This window comes from Cupriavidus basilensis, assembly GCF_000832305.1.
Lineage (GTDB): Bacteria > Pseudomonadota > Gammaproteobacteria > Burkholderiales > Burkholderiaceae > Cupriavidus > Cupriavidus basilensis_F.
Map to the genome: position 1 here is coordinate 865,022 of NZ_CP010536.1, position 18,035 is coordinate 883,056.

At 67.2% G+C, this 18,035-nt stretch carries 14 protein-coding genes; 6 read left to right on the forward strand and 8 right to left on the reverse strand.

What is annotated here, in order from left to right; genetic code table 11:
* The first annotated feature begins 2 nt into the window (after positions 1-2).
* The 3 genes from RR42_RS03925 (at position 3) to RR42_RS03935 (ending at position 3,838) form a co-directional block, all read left to right on the forward strand.
* Complete coding sequence (locus tag RR42_RS03925; RefSeq protein ID WP_082054794.1) at positions 3-1,253, forward strand: NAD(P)/FAD-dependent oxidoreductase; 1,251 nt, start codon at positions 3-5, stop codon at positions 1,251-1,253.
* Positions 1,254-1,327: 74 nt separating this feature from the next.
* A complete protein-coding gene (locus RR42_RS03930; RefSeq protein ID WP_043344279.1) occupies positions 1,328-2,344 on the forward strand; it encodes an aromatic ring-hydroxylating oxygenase subunit alpha in 1,017 nt (338 codons plus the stop codon).
* A 126-nt stretch (positions 2,345-2,470) separates the two neighbouring features.
* Positions 2,471-3,838 carry a nucleobase:cation symporter-2 family protein gene (locus tag RR42_RS03935; RefSeq protein ID WP_052494434.1) on the forward strand — a complete coding sequence of 456 codons (1,368 nt, stop codon included), beginning with the start codon at positions 2,471-2,473 and terminating at the stop codon, positions 3,836-3,838.
* Positions 3,839-3,850: 12 nt separating this feature from the next.
* On the opposite strand, the gene RR42_RS03940 is transcribed toward RR42_RS03935, so the two are convergent.
* Entirely contained in the window at positions 3,851-5,020 is a 1,170-nt protein-coding gene (locus RR42_RS03940) for an HPP family protein (protein WP_043351337.1), read from the reverse strand.
* 181 nt (positions 5,021-5,201) lie between these two features.
* Here RR42_RS03940 and RR42_RS03945 point away from each other — a divergent pair, with 181 nt between their 5' ends.
* Positions 5,202-6,941 (forward strand): chloride channel protein, encoded by a 1,740-nt coding sequence (locus RR42_RS03945; RefSeq protein WP_043344282.1) that lies wholly within the window; start codon positions 5,202-5,204, stop codon positions 6,939-6,941.
* Positions 6,942-6,958: 17 nt separating this feature from the next.
* Here RR42_RS03945 and RR42_RS03950 read toward each other — a convergent pair whose 3' ends face one another.
* Entirely contained in the window at positions 6,959-7,381 is a 423-nt protein-coding gene (locus RR42_RS03950) for an Lrp/AsnC family transcriptional regulator (protein WP_006160263.1), read from the reverse strand.
* A gap of 208 nt (positions 7,382-7,589) precedes the next feature.
* Here RR42_RS03950 and RR42_RS03955 point away from each other — a divergent pair, with 208 nt between their 5' ends.
* Both RR42_RS03955 and RR42_RS03960 read left to right on the forward strand, forming a co-directional pair.
* Complete coding sequence (locus tag RR42_RS03955) at positions 7,590-8,489, forward strand: dimethylarginine dimethylaminohydrolase family protein (protein ID WP_043344288.1); 900 nt, start codon at positions 7,590-7,592, stop codon at positions 8,487-8,489.
* 49 nt (positions 8,490-8,538) lie between these two features.
* Complete coding sequence (locus RR42_RS03960; RefSeq protein ID WP_043344291.1) at positions 8,539-9,615, forward strand: ornithine cyclodeaminase; 1,077 nt, start codon at positions 8,539-8,541, stop codon at positions 9,613-9,615.
* 186 nt (positions 9,616-9,801) lie between these two features.
* Here RR42_RS03960 and RR42_RS03965 read toward each other — a convergent pair whose 3' ends face one another.
* The 6 genes from RR42_RS03965 to RR42_RS03990 form a co-directional block, all read right to left on the reverse strand.
* A complete protein-coding gene (locus RR42_RS03965; RefSeq protein ID WP_006160260.1) occupies positions 9,802-10,404 on the reverse strand; it encodes a helix-turn-helix domain-containing protein in 603 nt (200 codons plus the stop codon).
* Between the two features lie 519 nt (positions 10,405-10,923).
* The gene (locus tag RR42_RS03970) at positions 10,924-11,946 is read right to left on the reverse strand and encodes a glycosyltransferase family 2 protein (protein WP_236701973.1); all 1,023 of its coding nucleotides are present in this window, start codon (positions 11,944-11,946) and stop codon (positions 10,924-10,926) included.
* Positions 11,927-12,493 (reverse strand): acetyltransferase, encoded by a 567-nt coding sequence (locus RR42_RS03975; protein WP_043344295.1) that lies wholly within the window; start codon positions 12,491-12,493, stop codon positions 11,927-11,929. The genes RR42_RS03970 and RR42_RS03975 overlap by 20 nt, the downstream gene beginning before the upstream one ends.
* 414 nt (positions 12,494-12,907) lie before the next feature.
* Positions 12,908-14,269, reverse strand: coding sequence for a sigma-54-dependent transcriptional regulator (locus tag RR42_RS03980; protein WP_052494435.1), 1,362 nt, complete (start codon positions 14,267-14,269; stop codon positions 12,908-12,910).
* Positions 14,259-16,175 (reverse strand): sensor histidine kinase, encoded by a 1,917-nt coding sequence (locus RR42_RS03985; RefSeq protein WP_043344299.1) that lies wholly within the window; start codon positions 16,173-16,175, stop codon positions 14,259-14,261. Before RR42_RS03985 ends, RR42_RS03980 begins: the two co-directional genes overlap by 11 nt.
* Before the next feature lie 274 nt (positions 16,176-16,449).
* Positions 16,450-17,760, reverse strand: a complete 1,311-nt coding sequence (locus RR42_RS03990; protein ID WP_043344302.1) for a dicarboxylate/amino acid:cation symporter — start codon at positions 17,758-17,760, stop codon at positions 16,450-16,452.
* Between the last annotated feature and the right edge of the window lie 275 nt (positions 17,761-18,035).

Below are 18,035 nucleotides of genomic sequence, written 5' to 3' on the forward strand. Positions count from 1 at the left end.
CCATGACGAACGACGCGAACGACGCCAACGACGCCAACGACGCCATCACCGCGAAGACGCAGCCAGCGCTGCCGCTGGTCATCCTCGGCACCGGCCTGGCAGGCTACACGCTGGCGCGCGAGTTCCGCAAGCTCGACAGCGCGACGCCGCTGGTCATCGTCACGCGCGACGGCGGCGAGTCGTACTCCAAGCCGATGCTGTCCAATGCGCTGGCCGGCAACAAGGCACCCGCCGCACTGGCCATCGCCAGCGCGCCGACGATGGCCGCGCAGCTCAACGCGCGCGTGATGACGCATGCCGACGCATCGGCCATCGATACCGCCGCCGGCACCGTGCTGGTCGACGGGCAAGCGCTGCGCTACGGAAAACTGGTGCTGGCGCTGGGCGCGCAAGCGCGTGCGCCGGGCTTGCAAGGCGATGGGGCCGATGCCGTGCAGACCGTCAACGATCTTGCGGACTACACGCGCTTTCACGCCTCGCTGCAAGGCAAGCGGCGCGTGGCCATCCTCGGCGCGGGCCTGATCGGCTGCGAGTTCGCCAACGACCTGCACGCCGGTGGCTTCGACGTCGAGCTGGTTGATCCCGCCGCGTGGCCGCTCGGCCGGCTGCTGCCGGGCGAGGCAGGCGAGTTGATGGCCGGCGCGCTGCGCGGCCTAGGCGCGCGGCTGCACCTTGGCGAGATGCCGGTCGCGGTGCATCGCCGCGATGGCGCGCTCGCGGTGCAACTGGCCAGCGGCGCGCAGATCGCCGCCGACGTGGTGCTGTCCGCCACCGGGTTGCTGCCGCGCGTGGCGCTGGCGCAGGACGGCGGCATTGCCACTGCGCGCGGCATCGTGGTGGACCGCCTGCTGCGCACCAGCGCGCCGTCGGTCTACGCGCTGGGCGACTGCGCCGAGGTCGACAGCCTGGTGCTGCCTTACGTGATGCCGCTGATGCAGGCTGCGCGCGCATTGGCCCGCACGCTGGCCGGCACGCCGACGCCGCTGCGCTATGCCGCCATGCCGGTGGTGGTGAAAACGCCCGTGCTGCCGGCCGTGGTGTCGCCCGCGCTGGCCGGCGCGGGCAACTGGGAGATCGAGTCCCAGGCGGCGGCCGGGGAAGCCGGCGCGGGCCTGCGCGCGTTGTGCCGCGATACGCAAGGCGGCCTGACCGGATTCGCGCTGCTGGGCAAGGCCGTGGCGCAAAAGGGCGCGCTTGCCAAACAGATCAGCGACTGGCTGCCGGTGCAAGCCGCACCAGCCGCACCAGGCTGAAACAAGAACGCAACGCGCCGCACGCCTGCACGCCGGCACAACCCACACTCGACAATACGAGAGGAGACTTCCCAATGCTTGTCACTCAACAACCGGTCCTGCGGCGCTTCTGGTACGCGGTCATTCCCGAATCCAGGCTCGACCTTGGCCCGCAGCCGTTCACGCTGCTGGGCGAGGACATCGTGATCTGGCGCGGCGCCGATGGCACGCCCGCGGCCGTGCGCGACCGCTGCTGCCACCGCACCGCCAAGCTCTCCAAGGGCTATGTGGATTCAGATGGCCTGCTGTGCTGCGGCTATCACGGCTGGTCCTACGACTGCAGCGGCAAGTGCGTGCGCATTCCGCAGATGCCGCAGAACATGATCCCCGCCAACGCACGGGTGGCGAACTACCACTGCAAGCTGCGCTATGGCTACGTGTGGGTGGCGCTGGAAGACCCGCTGACCGACATCCCGGACATCCCCGAAGGCAACGATCCGTCGCTGCGCCGCATCCCGCAGTTCTACGAGCGCTGGGCATGCAGCGGCCTGCGCTTCATGGAGAACTCGTTCGACAACGCGCACTTCAGCTTCGTGCACAAGAACACCTTCGGCAAGTTCGCCAGCCCGAAGCCGGCAGACATCGAGATCATCGAGAACGCGTGGGGTTTCGAGTCGCGCCGCTCGGTGCCGATCATGAACCCGCCCGATAGCTGGCTGCTTACCGGCAGCAAGGAGCCGGAGACCATCCGCCACCTGCACGACAACTGGTACATGCCGTTCTCGCGCCGCTTCGGCTGCACCTATCCGAATGGCCTGGTGCACACCATCGTGAACTGTGCCACGCCCATCGACGACAAGAGCACGATGATGGTCCAGTGGCTATACCGCAACGACACGGAGCAGCAGGCGCCGGCCGAGGAACTGGTCAAGTTCGACCATGCGGTCACGCGCGAGGACAAGGAGATCCTGGAAGCCACGGATTACGACGCGCCCATCGATACCACGCGGCGCATGGAGTTCCACATGCCGTCCGACAAGCCCGGGCTGGTGATGCGCAAGAAGCTGATGGCGCTGCTGCAGGCGCACGGCGAGAAGGAGGTGCACCTGTAATGCTTGCTTGATCTTGCCCCGGCGCCTGCTGGGCGCTAGTCAGGTTCCGGGGCTTTCTTTTTTGCGCGCCCGTATTCCCAGAGATGTCGCGTCATCGCACGTAACGGCACAAGAGGAGACAACCCCATGAACACCCAAGACCTGACCGGCGACAGGCCGGCCGCAGTTGACCAGGTGCTCGCCCCCGGGCCGCTGGTGATACTGGGCTTGCAGCACGTGCTGGTAATGTACGTCGGCGCCATTGCGGTGCCGATGATCATCGCCAGCGCGCTCAAGCTGCCCAAGGAGGCGGTGGCGGTCCTGATCAATGCCGACCTCTTCACCTGTGGCATCGCCACCATCCTGCAGGCCGCGGGCGTCTGGCGCTTCGGCGTGCGCATGCCGGTGATGCAGGGCGTGGCCTTCAGTGCCATCCCGCCGATCCTCGTCATCGCCACCAATCCTGCGCTTGGCTTGCCGGCCGTGGTCGGTGCGGTGATGGCGGGCGGCGTCATCACCATGCTGCTGGCGCCGGTGTTCGGCAAGCTGCTGCGCTTCTTTCCGCCCATCGTTGGCGGGTCCATCGTGATGGTGGTGGGGCTGTCGCTGTTTCCGGTCGGCGTGAACTGGGTGGGCGGCGGGCGCGGCGCGCCGGATTTCGGCGCGCCGCATCACCTGGCACTGGCGGGCTTCGTGTTCGCGCTGATCCTGGTCATCAACAAGTGGCTCAAGGGCTTCTGGTCCAATGTCTCCGTGCTGCTGGCGCTGGCGGCCGGCATGCTGGCGGCGATCCCCTTTGGCATGGTGGACTTCCATGGCGTGGCCGAGGCGCCGATGGTCGACGTGATCCATCCCTTCTATTTCGGCTGGCCGGTGTTCGACGTGGTGGCCACGCTGACGATCGTGGTGGTGATGATCATCATCATGATCGAGTCGATGGGTTTGTTCCTGGCGATCGGCGATGTCGTGAACAAGCCGCTGAGTGCGGGCGAAATGACGGATGGCCTGCGGGCCAACGGGCTGGCCAGCGTGATCGGCGGGGCGCTCAATGGCTTTCCCTACACCATCTACAGCCAGAACATCGGCCTGCTGGTGGTGACGGGCGTCAAGAGCCGCTGGGTCGTGGTGGCGGCGGGCGTGATCCTGTGCGCGCTGGGCTTGTTTCCCAAGCTGGCCACGGTCGTCGCTTCCATCCCTCTGCCTGCGCTGGGCGGGGCAGGGCTGTTCATGTTCGGGGTGGTGACCTCGGCGGGCGTGCGCACGCTGGCGCGGGTGGATTTCGAGGGCACGCGGCACAACGTGTATATCGTTGCCGCCACCCTGGCCATTTCGCTGCTGCCCACGTTCTCGGGCACGCTGTTCAATCAGTTGCCGGGCTGGCTGCAGCCCATCATGCACAGCAGCATCCTGCTGGCTTGCGTGATGTCGGTGGTATTGAACCTGTTGTTCAATGGCATGGCGCGTGCCGATGCACACGCCATGGCGGCGGCGGGCGGGTTGCAGGCGAGCCGCTAGCGCCCGCGCGGGTCAGCCTGCCGGCTGCGCGGTGGGTTCTACTTTTGGCGGCGGGCCTTGTTCGAGCAGCGCGGCGATCAGGTCCGATTGCGTGACAATGCCCAGCAGCCGCCGCTGGGCATCCACCACCGGCACCTGATGCAGGCCGCCATTGGAAAACGCCCGCGCCAGCTCCACCATGGGTTGCTCCGCCCGGGCCGTAGCCATGCTGGTGTGCATCAGGTCCTTGGCAGTTCCCGCACGGACCTGCCCCTCGGCGCCATTGCGCGCGGCAAGAAGATCCGCCAACCCAAGCATGCCAAGCAGCCGCCGCTGCGCGTCCACCACCGGCAGTGCCTGGATCCCATGCTTGAACAGCAGGGCGCGCGCCTCCAGGGCACTCTGCCCGGGCTGCACCGTCACCACGTCCCGCGACATGATGTCCACGCACCGCACATCGCCAAAGTGCCGGCGATACGCCCGCAACTGCGCGGCCACCAGGATGTCTTCCAGGTCGTCTTCCTCGATGTCCAGGAACTCGCCGCGCGCCTTGAGCACTTCGTCCAGATCGCTGCGGTTGAACCCCACCCGCTCGCTCGGCAATGGATCGGCGGTGCGGTGCGGGTTGGCGTGTTCGACGGGGCGGTGCGGATAGCGCCGGCGCATCAGGTTGTTGAACAGCAGCGCCACCAGCAGCAGCAACATCGAGTTGACCGCGACCGGCATCACCACGAAGCCAAAGCCAAGCTGTGTCACGGCGTGGCCGCCGAACACCGCGGTAATCGCCACCGCGCCGCTGGGCGGGTGCACGCAGCGCAACTGGAACATGGCGACGATGGCCAGCGCCACGGCCACCGAGGCGGCCAGCCCAGGCTCGGGGATCCAGCGTGCGCAGGCCACGCCGATCAGCGCGGCCACCAGGTTGCCGCCGATGATGGACCAGGGCTGCGCCAGCGGGCTCGCGGGCACGGCGAACAGCAGCACCGCGGAGGCACCCATCGGGGCGATGAACCAGGGGTTGAAGCCACCCAGCAGGTGACGGCTGATCCATTCGGTAAGCAGCAGGCCGACCAGCGCGCCCAGGCAGCTCTTGACGCGTTCGCGGCGGCCGGCGGCGATGGGCGTGGGGGCAAACGCGCGCAGCCACGCACGTGCCCGCGCTGGCGGGAAGTCGGCTAAGGAGGGGGCCTGGGATGGCGGCATGGGTCTTTTTTCTTTGGGTTGTGCGGGCGAATGCGCGCAATGGCGCACCTGGATCGCCTTGGCATCGTGCTCCGGAAATCCAGTGCGCAAATATATCATGACGTGATACATTTCGTTTTTCGCGCAGCGGGATCCGCCCGCGATCCGCGCCCCCTTCTCCGCCTGCTTCCCGATCCTGGCCATGCACTTCGAAAAACGCGACTACGCCGTCGACCGCCGGCTGCTCCTGCTGGCAGCGCTGGCGCCCCTCATCGGGGCTATCAGCACGGCGGCTGCCGTGCTGCTGCTGAACCTGATCCGGTTCTTCACCAATCTGTTCTTCTATCAGACCCTGTCGCTGGCGGATCGCTCGCCGGCGCAGCACGCGCTGGGGGCATGGGTCATCGTGGTGCCGGCGGTCGGCGGCCTGCTGGTGGGCCTGATGGCGCGTTACGGCAGCGACAAGATCCGTGGCCACGGCATCCCCGAGGCCATCGAGGCCGTGCTGTTCGGCAAGAGCAAGATGTCGCCCCGGGTGGCCGTGCTCAAGCCGCTGTCCTCCGGCATCGTGATCGGCAGCGGCGGGCCGTTTGGCGCGGAGGGGCCGATCATCATGACCGGCGGCTCGATCGCCTCGCTGCTCGCGCAGTACCTGCATCTCACCGCGGCCGAGCGCAAGACGCTGCTGGTGGCGGGCGCCTGCGCCGGCATGACGGCGATCTTCGGCACGCCGGTGGCGGCGGTGCTGCTGGCCGTGGAACTGTTGCTGTTCGAGCTGCGCCCGCGCAGCCTGCTGCCGGTGGCGCTGGCTTGCGCCGTTGCCGGCTTCCTTCGCACGATGGTGTTCGAGCCTGGCCCCTTGTTTGCGCTGCACACCGCGCCGGCCAGCACCATGGCGCTGGGCTCGTGCGTGGTTGCCGGGCTGCTTTGCGGCGTGCTGGGCGCCGCGCTGACGCTGGCGCTCTATCGCACCGAGGACCAGTTCTCCAAGCTCAAGCTGCACTGGATGTGGTGGCCGGCGATCGGCGGGCTGGTGGTCGGCATTGGCGGGTACTTCGAGCCGCGCGCGCTGGGCGTGGGCTATGACGTGATCGCGGACCTGTTGCACAACCGCATGGCGATCGGCGTGGTGCTGGCGCTGCTGACGGTCAAGGCCATCATCTGGGTGGCAGCGCTGGGGTCCGGCACGTCGGGTGGCGTGCTGGCCCCGCTGCTGATGCTGGGCGCGGGCCTTGGCGTGGCGCTGGCGCCGTGGCTGCCCGGCGCCTCTGCGCCGTTGTGGGCGCTGGTGTGCATGGCGGGCGTGCTGGGCAGCGTGCTGGGCGCGCCGCTGACCGCCATCGTCTTCGCTTTTGGCCTGACGCATGACAGCAATGCCCTGCTGCCGCTGCTGCTGACCGTGGCGATGGCGCATGGCTTCACGGTGCTGACCATGAAGCGCTCGATCATGACCGAGAAGATCGCACGCCGGGGCCTGCATATCTATCGCGAGTATGGCGTGGATCCTCTGGAGCGCCAGCACGTGGCGGATTTGATGACGACGGCAGTGGTCAGCGTGGATGGCGAGCAGCCGGTACACGTCTTGTGGGCCAGCCACTTTGGCGAGCACGCACCGCATCGCGGCTATCCGGTCGTGTGCGCGGCGCGCGTGGTCGGCATGCTGGAGCGCAACGCGCTGCGCGGGCGGGAGGCATCAATGGAGGCCGGCCGCGCGCTGATGGCGCCGCTGCAGCCGCACCAGGTGCTGCTGCCGGCGCAGACCGCGCGCGTTGCAGCGGGCCGCATGGCGGAGCTCGGTGTCAGCCGGCTGCCGGTGGTGGCCGACCTGGATTCCATGCGGCTGGTGGGCGTGGTTTCGCTGCGCGACCTGCTGCGCCCCAGCGGGCAGGTGCTGCACGAGGAAACCCGGCGGGAACGGCTGCGCGGCACTGCCGCGGCGTAAGCGCGCTCGCGTCGCCTCTAAAGCTTGTAGCTCGACAGCAGGATGCTGGTTTCCGTGGCGGCGATGCCATCGATCAGCCGGATGCGGTCCAGTGTGCGGTCGAATGCTTCCAGCGAATCCGCGCGCAGCTCGGCGATGATGTCCCAGCGCCCATTGGTGGTGTGCATGGCTTGCACATTGGGTTCGCCGCGCAGCGCCTGCAGCACCGCGCGCGCCTTGTTGCCTTCCACCGCGATGGTCATCCAGGCACGGATGCGGTGCGCCTCGGCTTCAGGCTTTAGCCGCACCGTGTAGCCCACGATCAGGCCTTCCTTTTCCAGCTTGTCGATGCGGTTCTGCACGGTGGCGCGCGAGACGCGCAGCGCCTTGGCCAGGGCGGTGGCCGGCGTGCGCGCGTTGTCGCGCAGCAGGGCCAGCAACTGGCGGTCGGTGTCGTCCATGGTGGTTCCCGTGGGAGGCGAGGGGGTGCCTTTGCCGGCACGATCTTCGCGGCTGGCGATTTGCCAATTTTAGCTGGCGTTTTGCATTGTGGCATAGGCAAATTGCGCAATTTGCTGGCTTTTGGTTGGCGCGGCAGTACATCAGAATGCAGGCATTCCAAGGCATTGACTGACGACCCCCCGTCACCCATCACCCAAAGGAGCCAGCGTGATCCACCAGCCCACCATCTTGCTTGTCGAGCCCACTCACTACGATGTGTCGTACAGCATCAACCCGTGGATGGACCCCGGCCTCTGGGCTAGCGACCCGCGCGGCATGCATCGCAATGCGGTGGCATCCTTCGAATCCCTGCACGCGGCCCTGCAGGCGGCCGGCTTCACGGTGGAAATCGCGCCCGGCGCGCCCGGCTTGCCCGACATGGTGTTCCCCGCCAATGCCGCCGTGGTGCTGGACGGCCACGCCGTGCTGGCGCGCTTTCGCTATCCCCAGCGGGCCGGCGAGGAAGCGCCCTTTGCGCGGATCTTCGAGGGCCTGCGCGAGCGCGGCCTGATCGACTCCGTCAGCCTGCTGCCCGAAGGCTGCTACCAGGAAGGCGCTGGCGACTGCATCTGGGATGCCGTGCGCGGCCATTTCTGGGCCGGCTTTGGCCCGCGCTCCTCGCGCGCCGCGGCCGATGCCATGGCGAGCCATTTCGGCCGCGAGGTTGTCGCGCTGGAGCTTGCCACGGCGCAGAGCTATCACCTCGACGTGTGCTTCTGTCCGCTGTCCGGCGGCGAGATTCTCTACTACCCGCCCGCCTTTACGCAGGACGCCCTGCGCATCTTGCGCGAGCGCGTGCCGGCCAGCCTGCGCATCGAAGCGAGCGAGGACGACCTGCGCCACTTCAGCGTCAATGCGGTCAACCTGCATGACCAGGTGGTGATGACGCGCACCACGCCGCACCTGCGCGCCGAACTGGGCCAGCGCGGCTACCAGCTGCGCGAGGTGGACCTATCGCCGTACATGCTGTCCGGCGGCGGCGCCTACTGCATGACACTGCGCCTGGACCGTACCAGCGGGCCGGCCCGGGCGAGCGCCGCGGCCGATGGCGCCGCGGTGGCGGCGTGAGCGCGAAGGGCGAGCAAACACCAATACCGAGCCAGCAAGGGAGAACACCATGAAGGAGATCGCCATGACCCGCTTTCTGGACGCCGCCGATGTGGCGGCGCTGGTGCGCGCCACGGGCGTCGCCAACACCATCGCGCAGATGGCGCATCACATTCGCCAGGATTTTGTGCGCTGGGAAGCATTCGACAAATCCGCGCGGCTGGCGACGCACTCCGTCGACGGGGTGATCGAGCTGATGCCGGTGAGCGACGCCGTGCAATATGCGTTCAAGTACGTCAACGGCCATCCCCGCAATGCGCAGAACGCCATGCCAACGGTGATGGCGTTTGGCGTGCTGGCGGAAGTGGCGAGCGGCTTCCCGCTGCTGCTGTGCGACCTCACGCTGGCCACCGCGTTGCGCACCGCCGCCACGTCGGCGTTGGCCGCGCAGGTGATGGCGCGGCCCGGCGCCGCGACGCTGGCGCTGATTGGCAACGGCGCGCAGGCGGAGTTCCAGGCACTGGCCTTCCATGCCATGGTGGGCATCCGGGAGATCCGCGCGTACGACATCGATCCCGCCGCGACGGCGCGGCTCGCGCGCAACCTGCAAGGCGTGCCGGGGCTGAAGGTGGCGGCGGTGGACTCCGTGCGCACAGCTGTGCAGGGTGCCGACATCATCAGCACCATCACCGCCGACAAGACGCGGGCCACCATCCTCACGCCTGACCTGGTCGCGCCCGGGGTGCATATCAATGCGGTCGGCGGCGATTGCCCGGGCAAGACCGAACTGCATCCGCAGATCCTGCGCCAGGCGCGCATTGTGGTCGAGTACGCGCCGCAGACCCGCATCGAAGGCGAGATCCAGCAATTGCCAGCGGATACGCCGGTGACGGAGTTGTGGGAGATCTTGTCCGGCCGGGTGGCCGGGCGCACCGAAACAGGGCAGGTGACGGTGTTCGATTCGGTGGGATTTGCACTGGAGGATTACTCCGCGCTGCGCTGGCTCCATGCCGCGGCCCACGCCCAGCATCGGGGCAGTCACGTGGAACTGGTGGCGACGCCGCCCGATCCCCGCAATCTCTATGGCTGGATGATGGACGCCGGGGCGCCGCAGCCCGTGCGTGAGCCGCTGGCGGCGCTGGCCTGACGCAGCGGCTCATGCCACAACGCCGCAGTCGTGCGGGTTACGAGACTGCGGCGTTGTGGTGTGCGGTTTATAGCGAGTGCCACGCCCACGGGTAACGGGCAAGGCAAGCCGGGCGGCCGGGTGGCGGCCGGGCAGATAGCTGCCGGTGAAGGGTCCTGGACAGGATCCTGGCGATGTGCCGGCTGATCAGCCGGCCGCACCCCGGGTCATCATCAGCTGCGCGCGCAGGAAGCCTTTGACTTCCTCCAGCGAGGGCGTTTTCAGGAACACCATGATGCCCCATTGCTGCAGTGCATCGGCCACACCGTCATAGGCCTGGCGGTTGGTGATCACGGCGAAGATGACGTTCTGGCGTGCAAAGAAGTTCTGCAGCTTCTCGATGGTGGCCGACTCGGCGTCAGTGAGTTCTTCCACGTAGTACAGCACCACTCGTGGGTGCGAGCTGACCGAAGTAATGATGGTATCCACCACGTCCTCCACCACCACGCTTTTCAGGGGCAAGCCCCATTTGCCCAATTGCGCGTGGATGCGTTGAGCTTCCTGGTGGTTCGGGTGAAACACCACCAGGTCGAGTTCATGCACTGACGGAAGTTCCTGCCCCACGCGCGTGGCCAGCAGGCGATGCACGGTCTCCTTATGTATGCGCCGGTGGCCGCCGTTGGTTTTCCAGGCCCCGAGTTCGCCACGCTCCACCATCTTCTGTACTGTGCCTAACGAAACATTGAGCAGCTTCGCGGCGGTACGCGTACTGTAGTAAGGCTTTTCAGCCAGTTCTGAATCCAGTTTCATCCGTTCACCCGTTAACTAAATACACCGCACTGCGAGAGAAACAGCAGTGACAGCGCGAGCCTTCCGCGCTGGTTTGGGGCTTGGCAATGCAAGGCTACGCGAGTCATGAAGACGGTTGCATGCTGGCACCATTAGGCCTCTTGCGTAACCTGCCCTCGCATCGGGGGCGGCGGGAGCGAAGGTGCTCCCACAGTCTTGCAACGGCATGATCTATGTCACTGGTGCCTGATTCTCCCAACGGAAGAATGCCAGCCTCGAATCATATGCGGTATCGAACATAAGCAACCAGACAGCATGCCAAATATTTCGAAATCGCACTGAACGCTCCCACTTCTGGGTTTAAACGCATATTGCCGCGTTTTGGCAGACACGGGTGAGCGGGAATTTATCGCAAACATTGCATACATCCGAAGTGCTTCTGCCGGGCGCTCAGCCCATCGAAACGTATAGCGCACATGGCCGCGCGGCCGCTCGCTGTAGGAACGGCAAATAGGATGTGGGCAGCAATTTCGCCTGCTGTCAGGGATTTCGCCCGCCAGCCACCGCGACCGTTTGCCTGGCCGATGCGACTGGCAGGTTGCCGAATTCACCTTCCCCATCCGCAGCCATACCCGGCATCGGGAGGGATTGGGGCACGGGCGCCGGCGCGCTTTCCGGGCACACGGACCCGGGATCTGGCGCGGGCAGCGCCATGGACCTTTCCAGTTCGCGCGTCTTGAGCACGATGAAGTACTCGTAGATCGACTGCAGCATGGCGTAGGTGAGCCCGGCCCGTCCATCGAGAAAACCGCGCTTGCCCAGGTACAGGATCGCGAACTTGAAGAGGGGGCGCAACGGCAGGCGGAAGAACAGCTCCTTCTGGTGCGCGCGGCGCCGGTGGAAATCCGTCGCGAACAGGGCTTCGGCCAGGCTGAACGCCGCCTCGCCGCGCCGGTTCTCGATGATCTGCATCGCTTCCAGCCCGCTGTAGTTGTTGTGGCGGGTGATCCAGTGGGTCACACCTTTGCTGAACGGGTAGTGATCGAGGTAGCCCGTCAGCTCGCCGGCCGGGCCGTCGGGAATCGACACCGGGTTTACCAGGCGCTCATAGCGCATCCGCTCCGGGCGGAACAAGCGCAGGTAGAAGGGAGATGTCTGTACATGGCGCAACCACGTGCCTAGGAAAAAGTCGCGCCGTTGCACCCGGAACGCGACCTCGTCGCGCGCCGCGCGCACTGCGGCCCGGGCCTGCGCCACGAGCTCGGGCGTCATGCGCTCGTCGGCGTCGATGTAGAACACCCAGGGATGGCGAAAGCCGATGTGCTGCAGGCCCCAGTTCTGGTGGCTGGCCCAGTTGTCGAAGACGCGCTGCGTGACATGCGCGCCAAAGCGCTGCGCGATCGCCACCGTGGCGTCGGTGCTCATCGAGTCGTACACGTGAATGTCGTCCGACCAGGCCACGCTTTGCAGGCAGCCCGGCAGGTCCTGCTCCTCGTTGCGGGTCAGGATCAGCACGGAGATGCCCGGCGCTTGCATGGGCTGGCTAGGCTGGAGACTTGGCATGTCTGGCTCTCGTGCTGATGGCGCGGGCCGGGATGCCCGCGTAGACGGTCCATGGCGTGCGCAGGCTTTTGCTCACCACCGCGCGCGGCGCGATCACCGCGCCCTCGGCCAGCGTCACACCTGGTGAGACAAAGGCTTCGGCGCAGATCCATACGTGCGCCGCAAGCACGATGGGATGGGCTACCAGCTGGAAGTTGGCGCTGTTGTAGTCGTGCGTGCCGGTGCACAGGTGCGCGCCCTGCGAGACCACGCAGAAATCGCCGATGTCGATCGGCGCCATGTTGTACAGCGTGACGCCATCGGCCACGCCGGCATGGCTGCCCACGCGCAGGTTCCACGGCGCCCAGATCTTCACGCCCGGATAGATATGCACATGCGGGCCCAATTGCGCTCCGAACAACCTCAACAGCGCCGCGCGCCAAGCATGCAGCGGGCGCGGGCTTGGTCGGAACAGGCACAGCCAGGCCCAGTGCCAGAGCTGGCGCTGAATCCGGTTGCCCAGCGAAAACGAAGCGCCGGTAGTCGGGTCGTTTCCTTGAAGGATCATCGTCGCTCCGCTCCTGCTCGTTGGCGGCTTCTCAATGCGCCGCAAGGCCCGGCAGCCATGGAGGCGGCCACGGTGCGGGCCAGCACCGCGGTCGCCGAACCCGGCCGAAGCCAGGCTTTGTCCCGCACCGGCCGCGCCAGGCACGGCAAGGTGCAAAGCGCGCGGGAAGGGGTGAAACCATAGTGGCGCGGCGTGCGCGCCGCTTCGGTGCGGCAACTCACACAAGGAAAGAACGAAGCGGAAGGAAGCGAAGGGGGGCGGGAAGGAAGGGAGGGAAGGAAGGGAGAAGGGCGGGGAGGTGGCGCGACAGGCCTACGCTGCAAGGAAAGCCTCGACGCAAGCTGTGCTCAAGCCGTTGCGGTCCAGCCGGTGGCAGCTAGCGCCGCCACCCGGCAAACCTCAAAGCCGGTCATCTCAAAGCCGGTATTTCCTGACCTTGTCGAACAAGGTCGTTTTGGCAATCCCCAGCGCCTCGCTCGCGCGGCTGAGGTTCCCCTCATGCCTGCGCATGGCGTCGGCAATCATGGCCCGCTCGAACTGCTCCACGGCCTGCGCCAGCGGCAGCGCTGCCGGCTCGGCGGTGCCTTGTCCGGGATTGCATCCCAGCCCCAGCACATGGCGCTCGGCCAGGTTGCGCAGCTCGCGCACATTGCCCGGCCACGGATAGGCCATCAGCGCAGCGAGCTCCGCCGGCGTGGCCGGCTGCGCCTCGCGCTCGAAGCGCAGCGCCGCCTGCGCGACAAAATGCTCGAACAGCGGCGGCACGTCTTCGCGCCGCTCGCGCAGCGGCGGCAGCTCCAGCGTCACCACGTTGAGCCGGTAGTAGAGGTCGGCGCGGAACTGGCCGGCCGCTGAGAGTGCCTTCAGGTCTGCCTTGGTGGCCGCGACCACGCGGGTGTTGACCGGCACCGGCGTATTGGAGCCAAGCCGCTCCACCACGCGCTCCTGCAGCACCCGCAGCAGCTTGATCTGCATCTGCATCGGCATGCTCTCGATCTCGTCGAGGAACAGCGTGCCGCCCTCGGCGTGCTCGATCTTGCCGATGCGCCGCCGCGCCGCGCCGGTAAACGAGCCGGCCTCGTGGCCAAAGATCTCGCTTTCAAACAGCTGCTCGGGCAGGCCGCCGCAATTGATCGGCACGAAGTGCCGCGCGCGGCGCGAGCTCGCTTCGTGCAGGCAGCGGGCGACCAGTTCCTTGCCGGTGCCGGTCTCGCCGTGGATGAGCACGTTGGCCGCGGTGTCGGCCAGGTCGGCGATCAGCTTGCGCAGCCGTTCAATGGATGGCGAATGGCCGATCAGGCGCGCCTGCAAGGTGTCGCGCCCGGCCAGCTTCCTGCGCAGCTCGGCCACTTCCAGCACCAGCCGGCGCTTTTCCAGCGCGCGCTGCGCGACCTCGACCAGACGCTCGGGCGAGAATGGTTTTTCCAGGAAGTGGTAGGCGCCGGCCTTCATGGCCTGCACGGCCAGGCTGACGTCGCCGTGGCCCGTGACCATCACCACCGGCAGCGCGTCGTCGCGCGAGCGCAGCTCATGCAGCAACGCCATGCCGTCTATGCCGGGCAGGCGGATGTCGCTCACCACCACGCCGGGAAAATGGTTGCCGACCTCGCGCAGGGCGGCTTCGGCGCTCGCCACGGCACGCGTGGCGATGCCTTCGAGCCGCAGTGCCTGCTCGCAACCCAGGCGCACGTCGGGGTCGTCTTCGACGATCAGCACGGTCAGCGGCGCGGGTTCGATCGCGTCGGGGGAATCGGCGTGGTTCGGGTCAATTGCCATGGCGGCTCTCCGGGTCAAGCCTGGCCGGCGGCAGCACCAGCGTGAAGCACGCGCCGCCGTCGGGGTGATTGCTGGCCTCCAGGCTGCCGCCGACCTCGTCCAGGATGCCGGCCGACAGCGTCAGGCCCAGGCCCAGTCCCTGTCCTGCCGGCTTGGTGGTGAAGAACGGCTCGAACAGCCGCGCGAAGGCTTCCTCGGACAGCCCGGGGCCGTTGTCGCGGATGGTCAGGCGCAGCTTGCCACCCGCCAGGTGGGTGTGCAGCTCCAGCCGGGGCTCAGGGTTGCCGGCCAGCGCGTCGAGCGCGTTGCCGATCAGGTTGACCAGCACCTGTTCCAGCCGGTTGGGATCGCACGCCACCATCAGGTCCGGCTCGATCTCCCGGACCAGCGCCGGGCGTACTGCCTGCAGGCGCGTATCGAGCAGGAACAGGGCGTTGTCCACCGCATCGTCCAGCGGCGCCAGGCGCCCGGCGGTGCCGCCATTGCCAGGCTTGCGCGCGAATGACTTGAGCGCGCCGGTGATGCGCCCCATGCGCTCCACCAAGCCGATGATGGTGCCGAGGTTGGCCTGCGCGGTGGCGTTGTCGCCGCGCTCGAGGAATTTCTGGGTATTGCCCGAGAGCGTGCGCAGGGCGGCAAGGGGCTGGTTGAGCTCGTGGGCGATGCCGGTGGACATCTGGCCTACCGCGGCCAGCTTGCCGGCCTGCAGCAGGCCATCCTGGGCCTGGCGCAAGGTTGCCTCGGCGCGGATGCGTTCGGCGATTTCCGCCTGCAGATGCTGGTTGGCGGCTGACAGGTCCGCGGTGCGCTCCGCCACCTTGCGCTCCAGTTCGCCGTTGGCTGCCTCCAGCGCGGCGCGCGCGGCCATGCGCTCGCTGGCGATGCGCCGGCGCACGTTCCAGGCCGCCGCCAGCAGCAACAGAAAGGCGGTGAGCACGCCGGCAAGCGCGGCGGTGCTGAGCGCGGCCACGCGGGCCTGCGAGGTATTGGTGAGCAGCGTCAGGTGCCAGTCGGTGCCAACCAGTTCGGCGTTCTGCGCCAGCATGGGCGGGCCGCTGCGCAGGCGGACCAGGGCGTCGCTGTCGGACAGCTTGCGCACCGGCGTGAGTTCCAGCTGCGGGAGCGCGGCGCGGTTGTATTGCAGGTTGTGTTGCAGCCGCTCGCGCAGCTCGGGGGCCAGCGGCTTGAGCGCGCCCAGTTTCAGGGACGGGTCGGAGGCCAGGATCACCACGCCGTTCTCGTCCGTCAGCAGCATCTGGGTATCGGCGCCCTGCCAGCGGTTTTCCAGGGGTTCCAGCCCCACCTTGACGACCGCTACGCCACTTGGCTTGTGGCGATCGCCCAGCGGCGCCGAGAGGTAGTAGCCGGGCTCGCTGCGGGTGGTGCCCACGCCATAGAAGCGGCCCAGCTGGCCGTCCGCGGCGTCGCTGAAGTAGGGGCGAAAGCTCAGGTCTTCGCCCAGGTAGCTGTCGGGGCGCTGCCAGTTGCTGGTGGCGAGCACATGGCCGCGGGCATCGAGCACGAACACCACACGGGTGCCGGCGCGGGCATTGACCGCGGCAAGGTACTGGTTGGCGGCCTCGACGCGTGCCGGGTCGTTCGGATGCGCCAGCAGGGTAGCGATCTTGTCGTCCAGCGAGAGCAGGCTGGGCACGTAGTCATAGCGCGCCAGCTCGCTCGACAGGGCCTGCCCGTACAGGCGCAACTGCACCTGGCCGCGCTCGCCCTGGCGCGCCAGGGCGTTGTCGTAGCTGTACCGGTAGCCCATGGCGCCAGCCAGCCCGATCATCATCGCCAGTGCCAGCATGGCCATGAGGGGCACCCACGGGCGCAGGCGTGCGGCACGCACGGAGGTATCGTGCGGGGCACCTTGCGGGGTAGCGTGTGAAGGAAGCGGGCCGGTCATGGGAGCGGGCGGAATGCGCAGGAAGCGAAGGCGAAGGAACTCGGTCGCGGGCAGCGAGCCCGACTGGTTAAGACTACAGGCGCCAGCAAAAGTGCATCGTATAAAGGGGCAAGAGCAGGGGGTAGGAGTAGGGACAAGCGTGCCAATGCGCACATTGCGCGATGGCGGCACCCGTGGCGACCCCGTCTTTTACCACATCACGGTTTTCCGGCCCCCGGAAACAAAAAAGGCCCGGCCACCTGATCGGTGGCCGGGCCTTGGCGCGCTGGCAGTGTTACTTGCCGGCCAGGACCTGAACGGGTGTCAGGCCGCGGTTGCCGTCGGCAGCGGGGTCATCCGCTTCTTCGGGCACCGGCGCGCCGATGGCGCCTTCGCTTTTGGCGACGACGGTTGTGGCAATGGCGTTGCCAAGCACATTGGTTACGGTACGGCCCATGTCCAGCACGTGGTCGATGCCCAGCACCAGCAGGATGCCGGCCTCGGGCAGGCCAAACATCGGCAGCACCGCGGCCACCACCACCAGCGAGGCACGCGGCACACCGGCAATGCCCTTGCTGGTGACCAACAGCACCAGCAGCATGGTCACCTGCTGCGAGAGCGACAGGTGGATGCCGTACACCTGCGCCACGAACAGCGCGGCGAAGGACGTGTACATGATCGAGCCGTCCAGGTTGAACGAGTAGCCCAGCGGCAGCACGAAGCCCGTGATGCGCTCCTTGACGCCAAAGCGGCCGAGCTGCTCGATCACCTTGGGGTAAGCCGATTCGCTGCTGGCGGTGGCGAAGCCGATCATCAGCGGGGCGCGCACCATCTTGAGCAGACGGAACACATCCCGGCCGAGGAAGAAGTAGCCGCCGGCGATCAGCGCCACCCACAGCAGCGCCAGCGACAGGTAGACCGCGCCCAGCAGCTTGGCGTACACGACCAGCACGCCCAGGCCTTCGGCGGTGATCACCGCGGCGACCGCACCGAACACGCCGACCGGCGCGAAGGCCATCACATAGTTGGTGATCTTGAGCATCACGTGCGACAGGCCTTCGATGCCGGCCAGCACGGGTTTGCCAATGCCGTCCTTGAGCGTGCCCAGCGCAAAGCCGAAGAACAGCGAGAACACCACGATCTGCAGGATCTCATTGGTGGCCATGGCTTCGACGAAGCTCTTGGGGAACATGTGCGCGATGAATTCGCGCAGGTTCAGCGCCCCGGTCTTCAGGTTGGAGGCCGCGTCCGCCGCCGGCAGCGCCAGGTTCATGCCGTCGCCCGGGCGCAGCAGGTTGGCCATCAGCAGGCCCAGCAGCAGCGAGGTGATGGACGCGGCGATGAACCATGCCATCGCCTTCATGCCGATGCGGCCAACGGCCTTGCCGTCGCCCATGCTGGCGATGCCGCTAACCAGGGTGGCGAACACCAGCGGCCCGATGATCATCTTGATCATGCGCAGGAACACGTCGGTCAGGATGGACAGGTGGTCGGCGATGGATTTGGCGGCGGCGGGGTCCGGCGCATAGTGGTGGGCGGCCGTGCCGGCCAGCACGCCAAGCAGCATCGCAATGAAAATCAGGGTGGGCAGTCGGTTCAGTTTCATCAGAAGTCGGGCCGATGCGCCCGGCCAATGGCCGGACGGCTGTTTTGCGGGGGGGGGCTGGCAGCCTTCTGGCATGGCGTTGCCGTCGTGGGGACAGCGCCATGCGGCCTCAGCCGGGAAGATCAGTGCCAGTTCAATCCGGAATCATTCCGGATCCATGCGTTGATCCGTGCAGAACGGGCACGGGCAGCATGTGCCCGGCGCCCACCGGTGTGGTGGGCAAGCTCGGCAAGGCGGGGTCGATCATTGTTTCCTCCATTGTTTTGGGTCCGGGC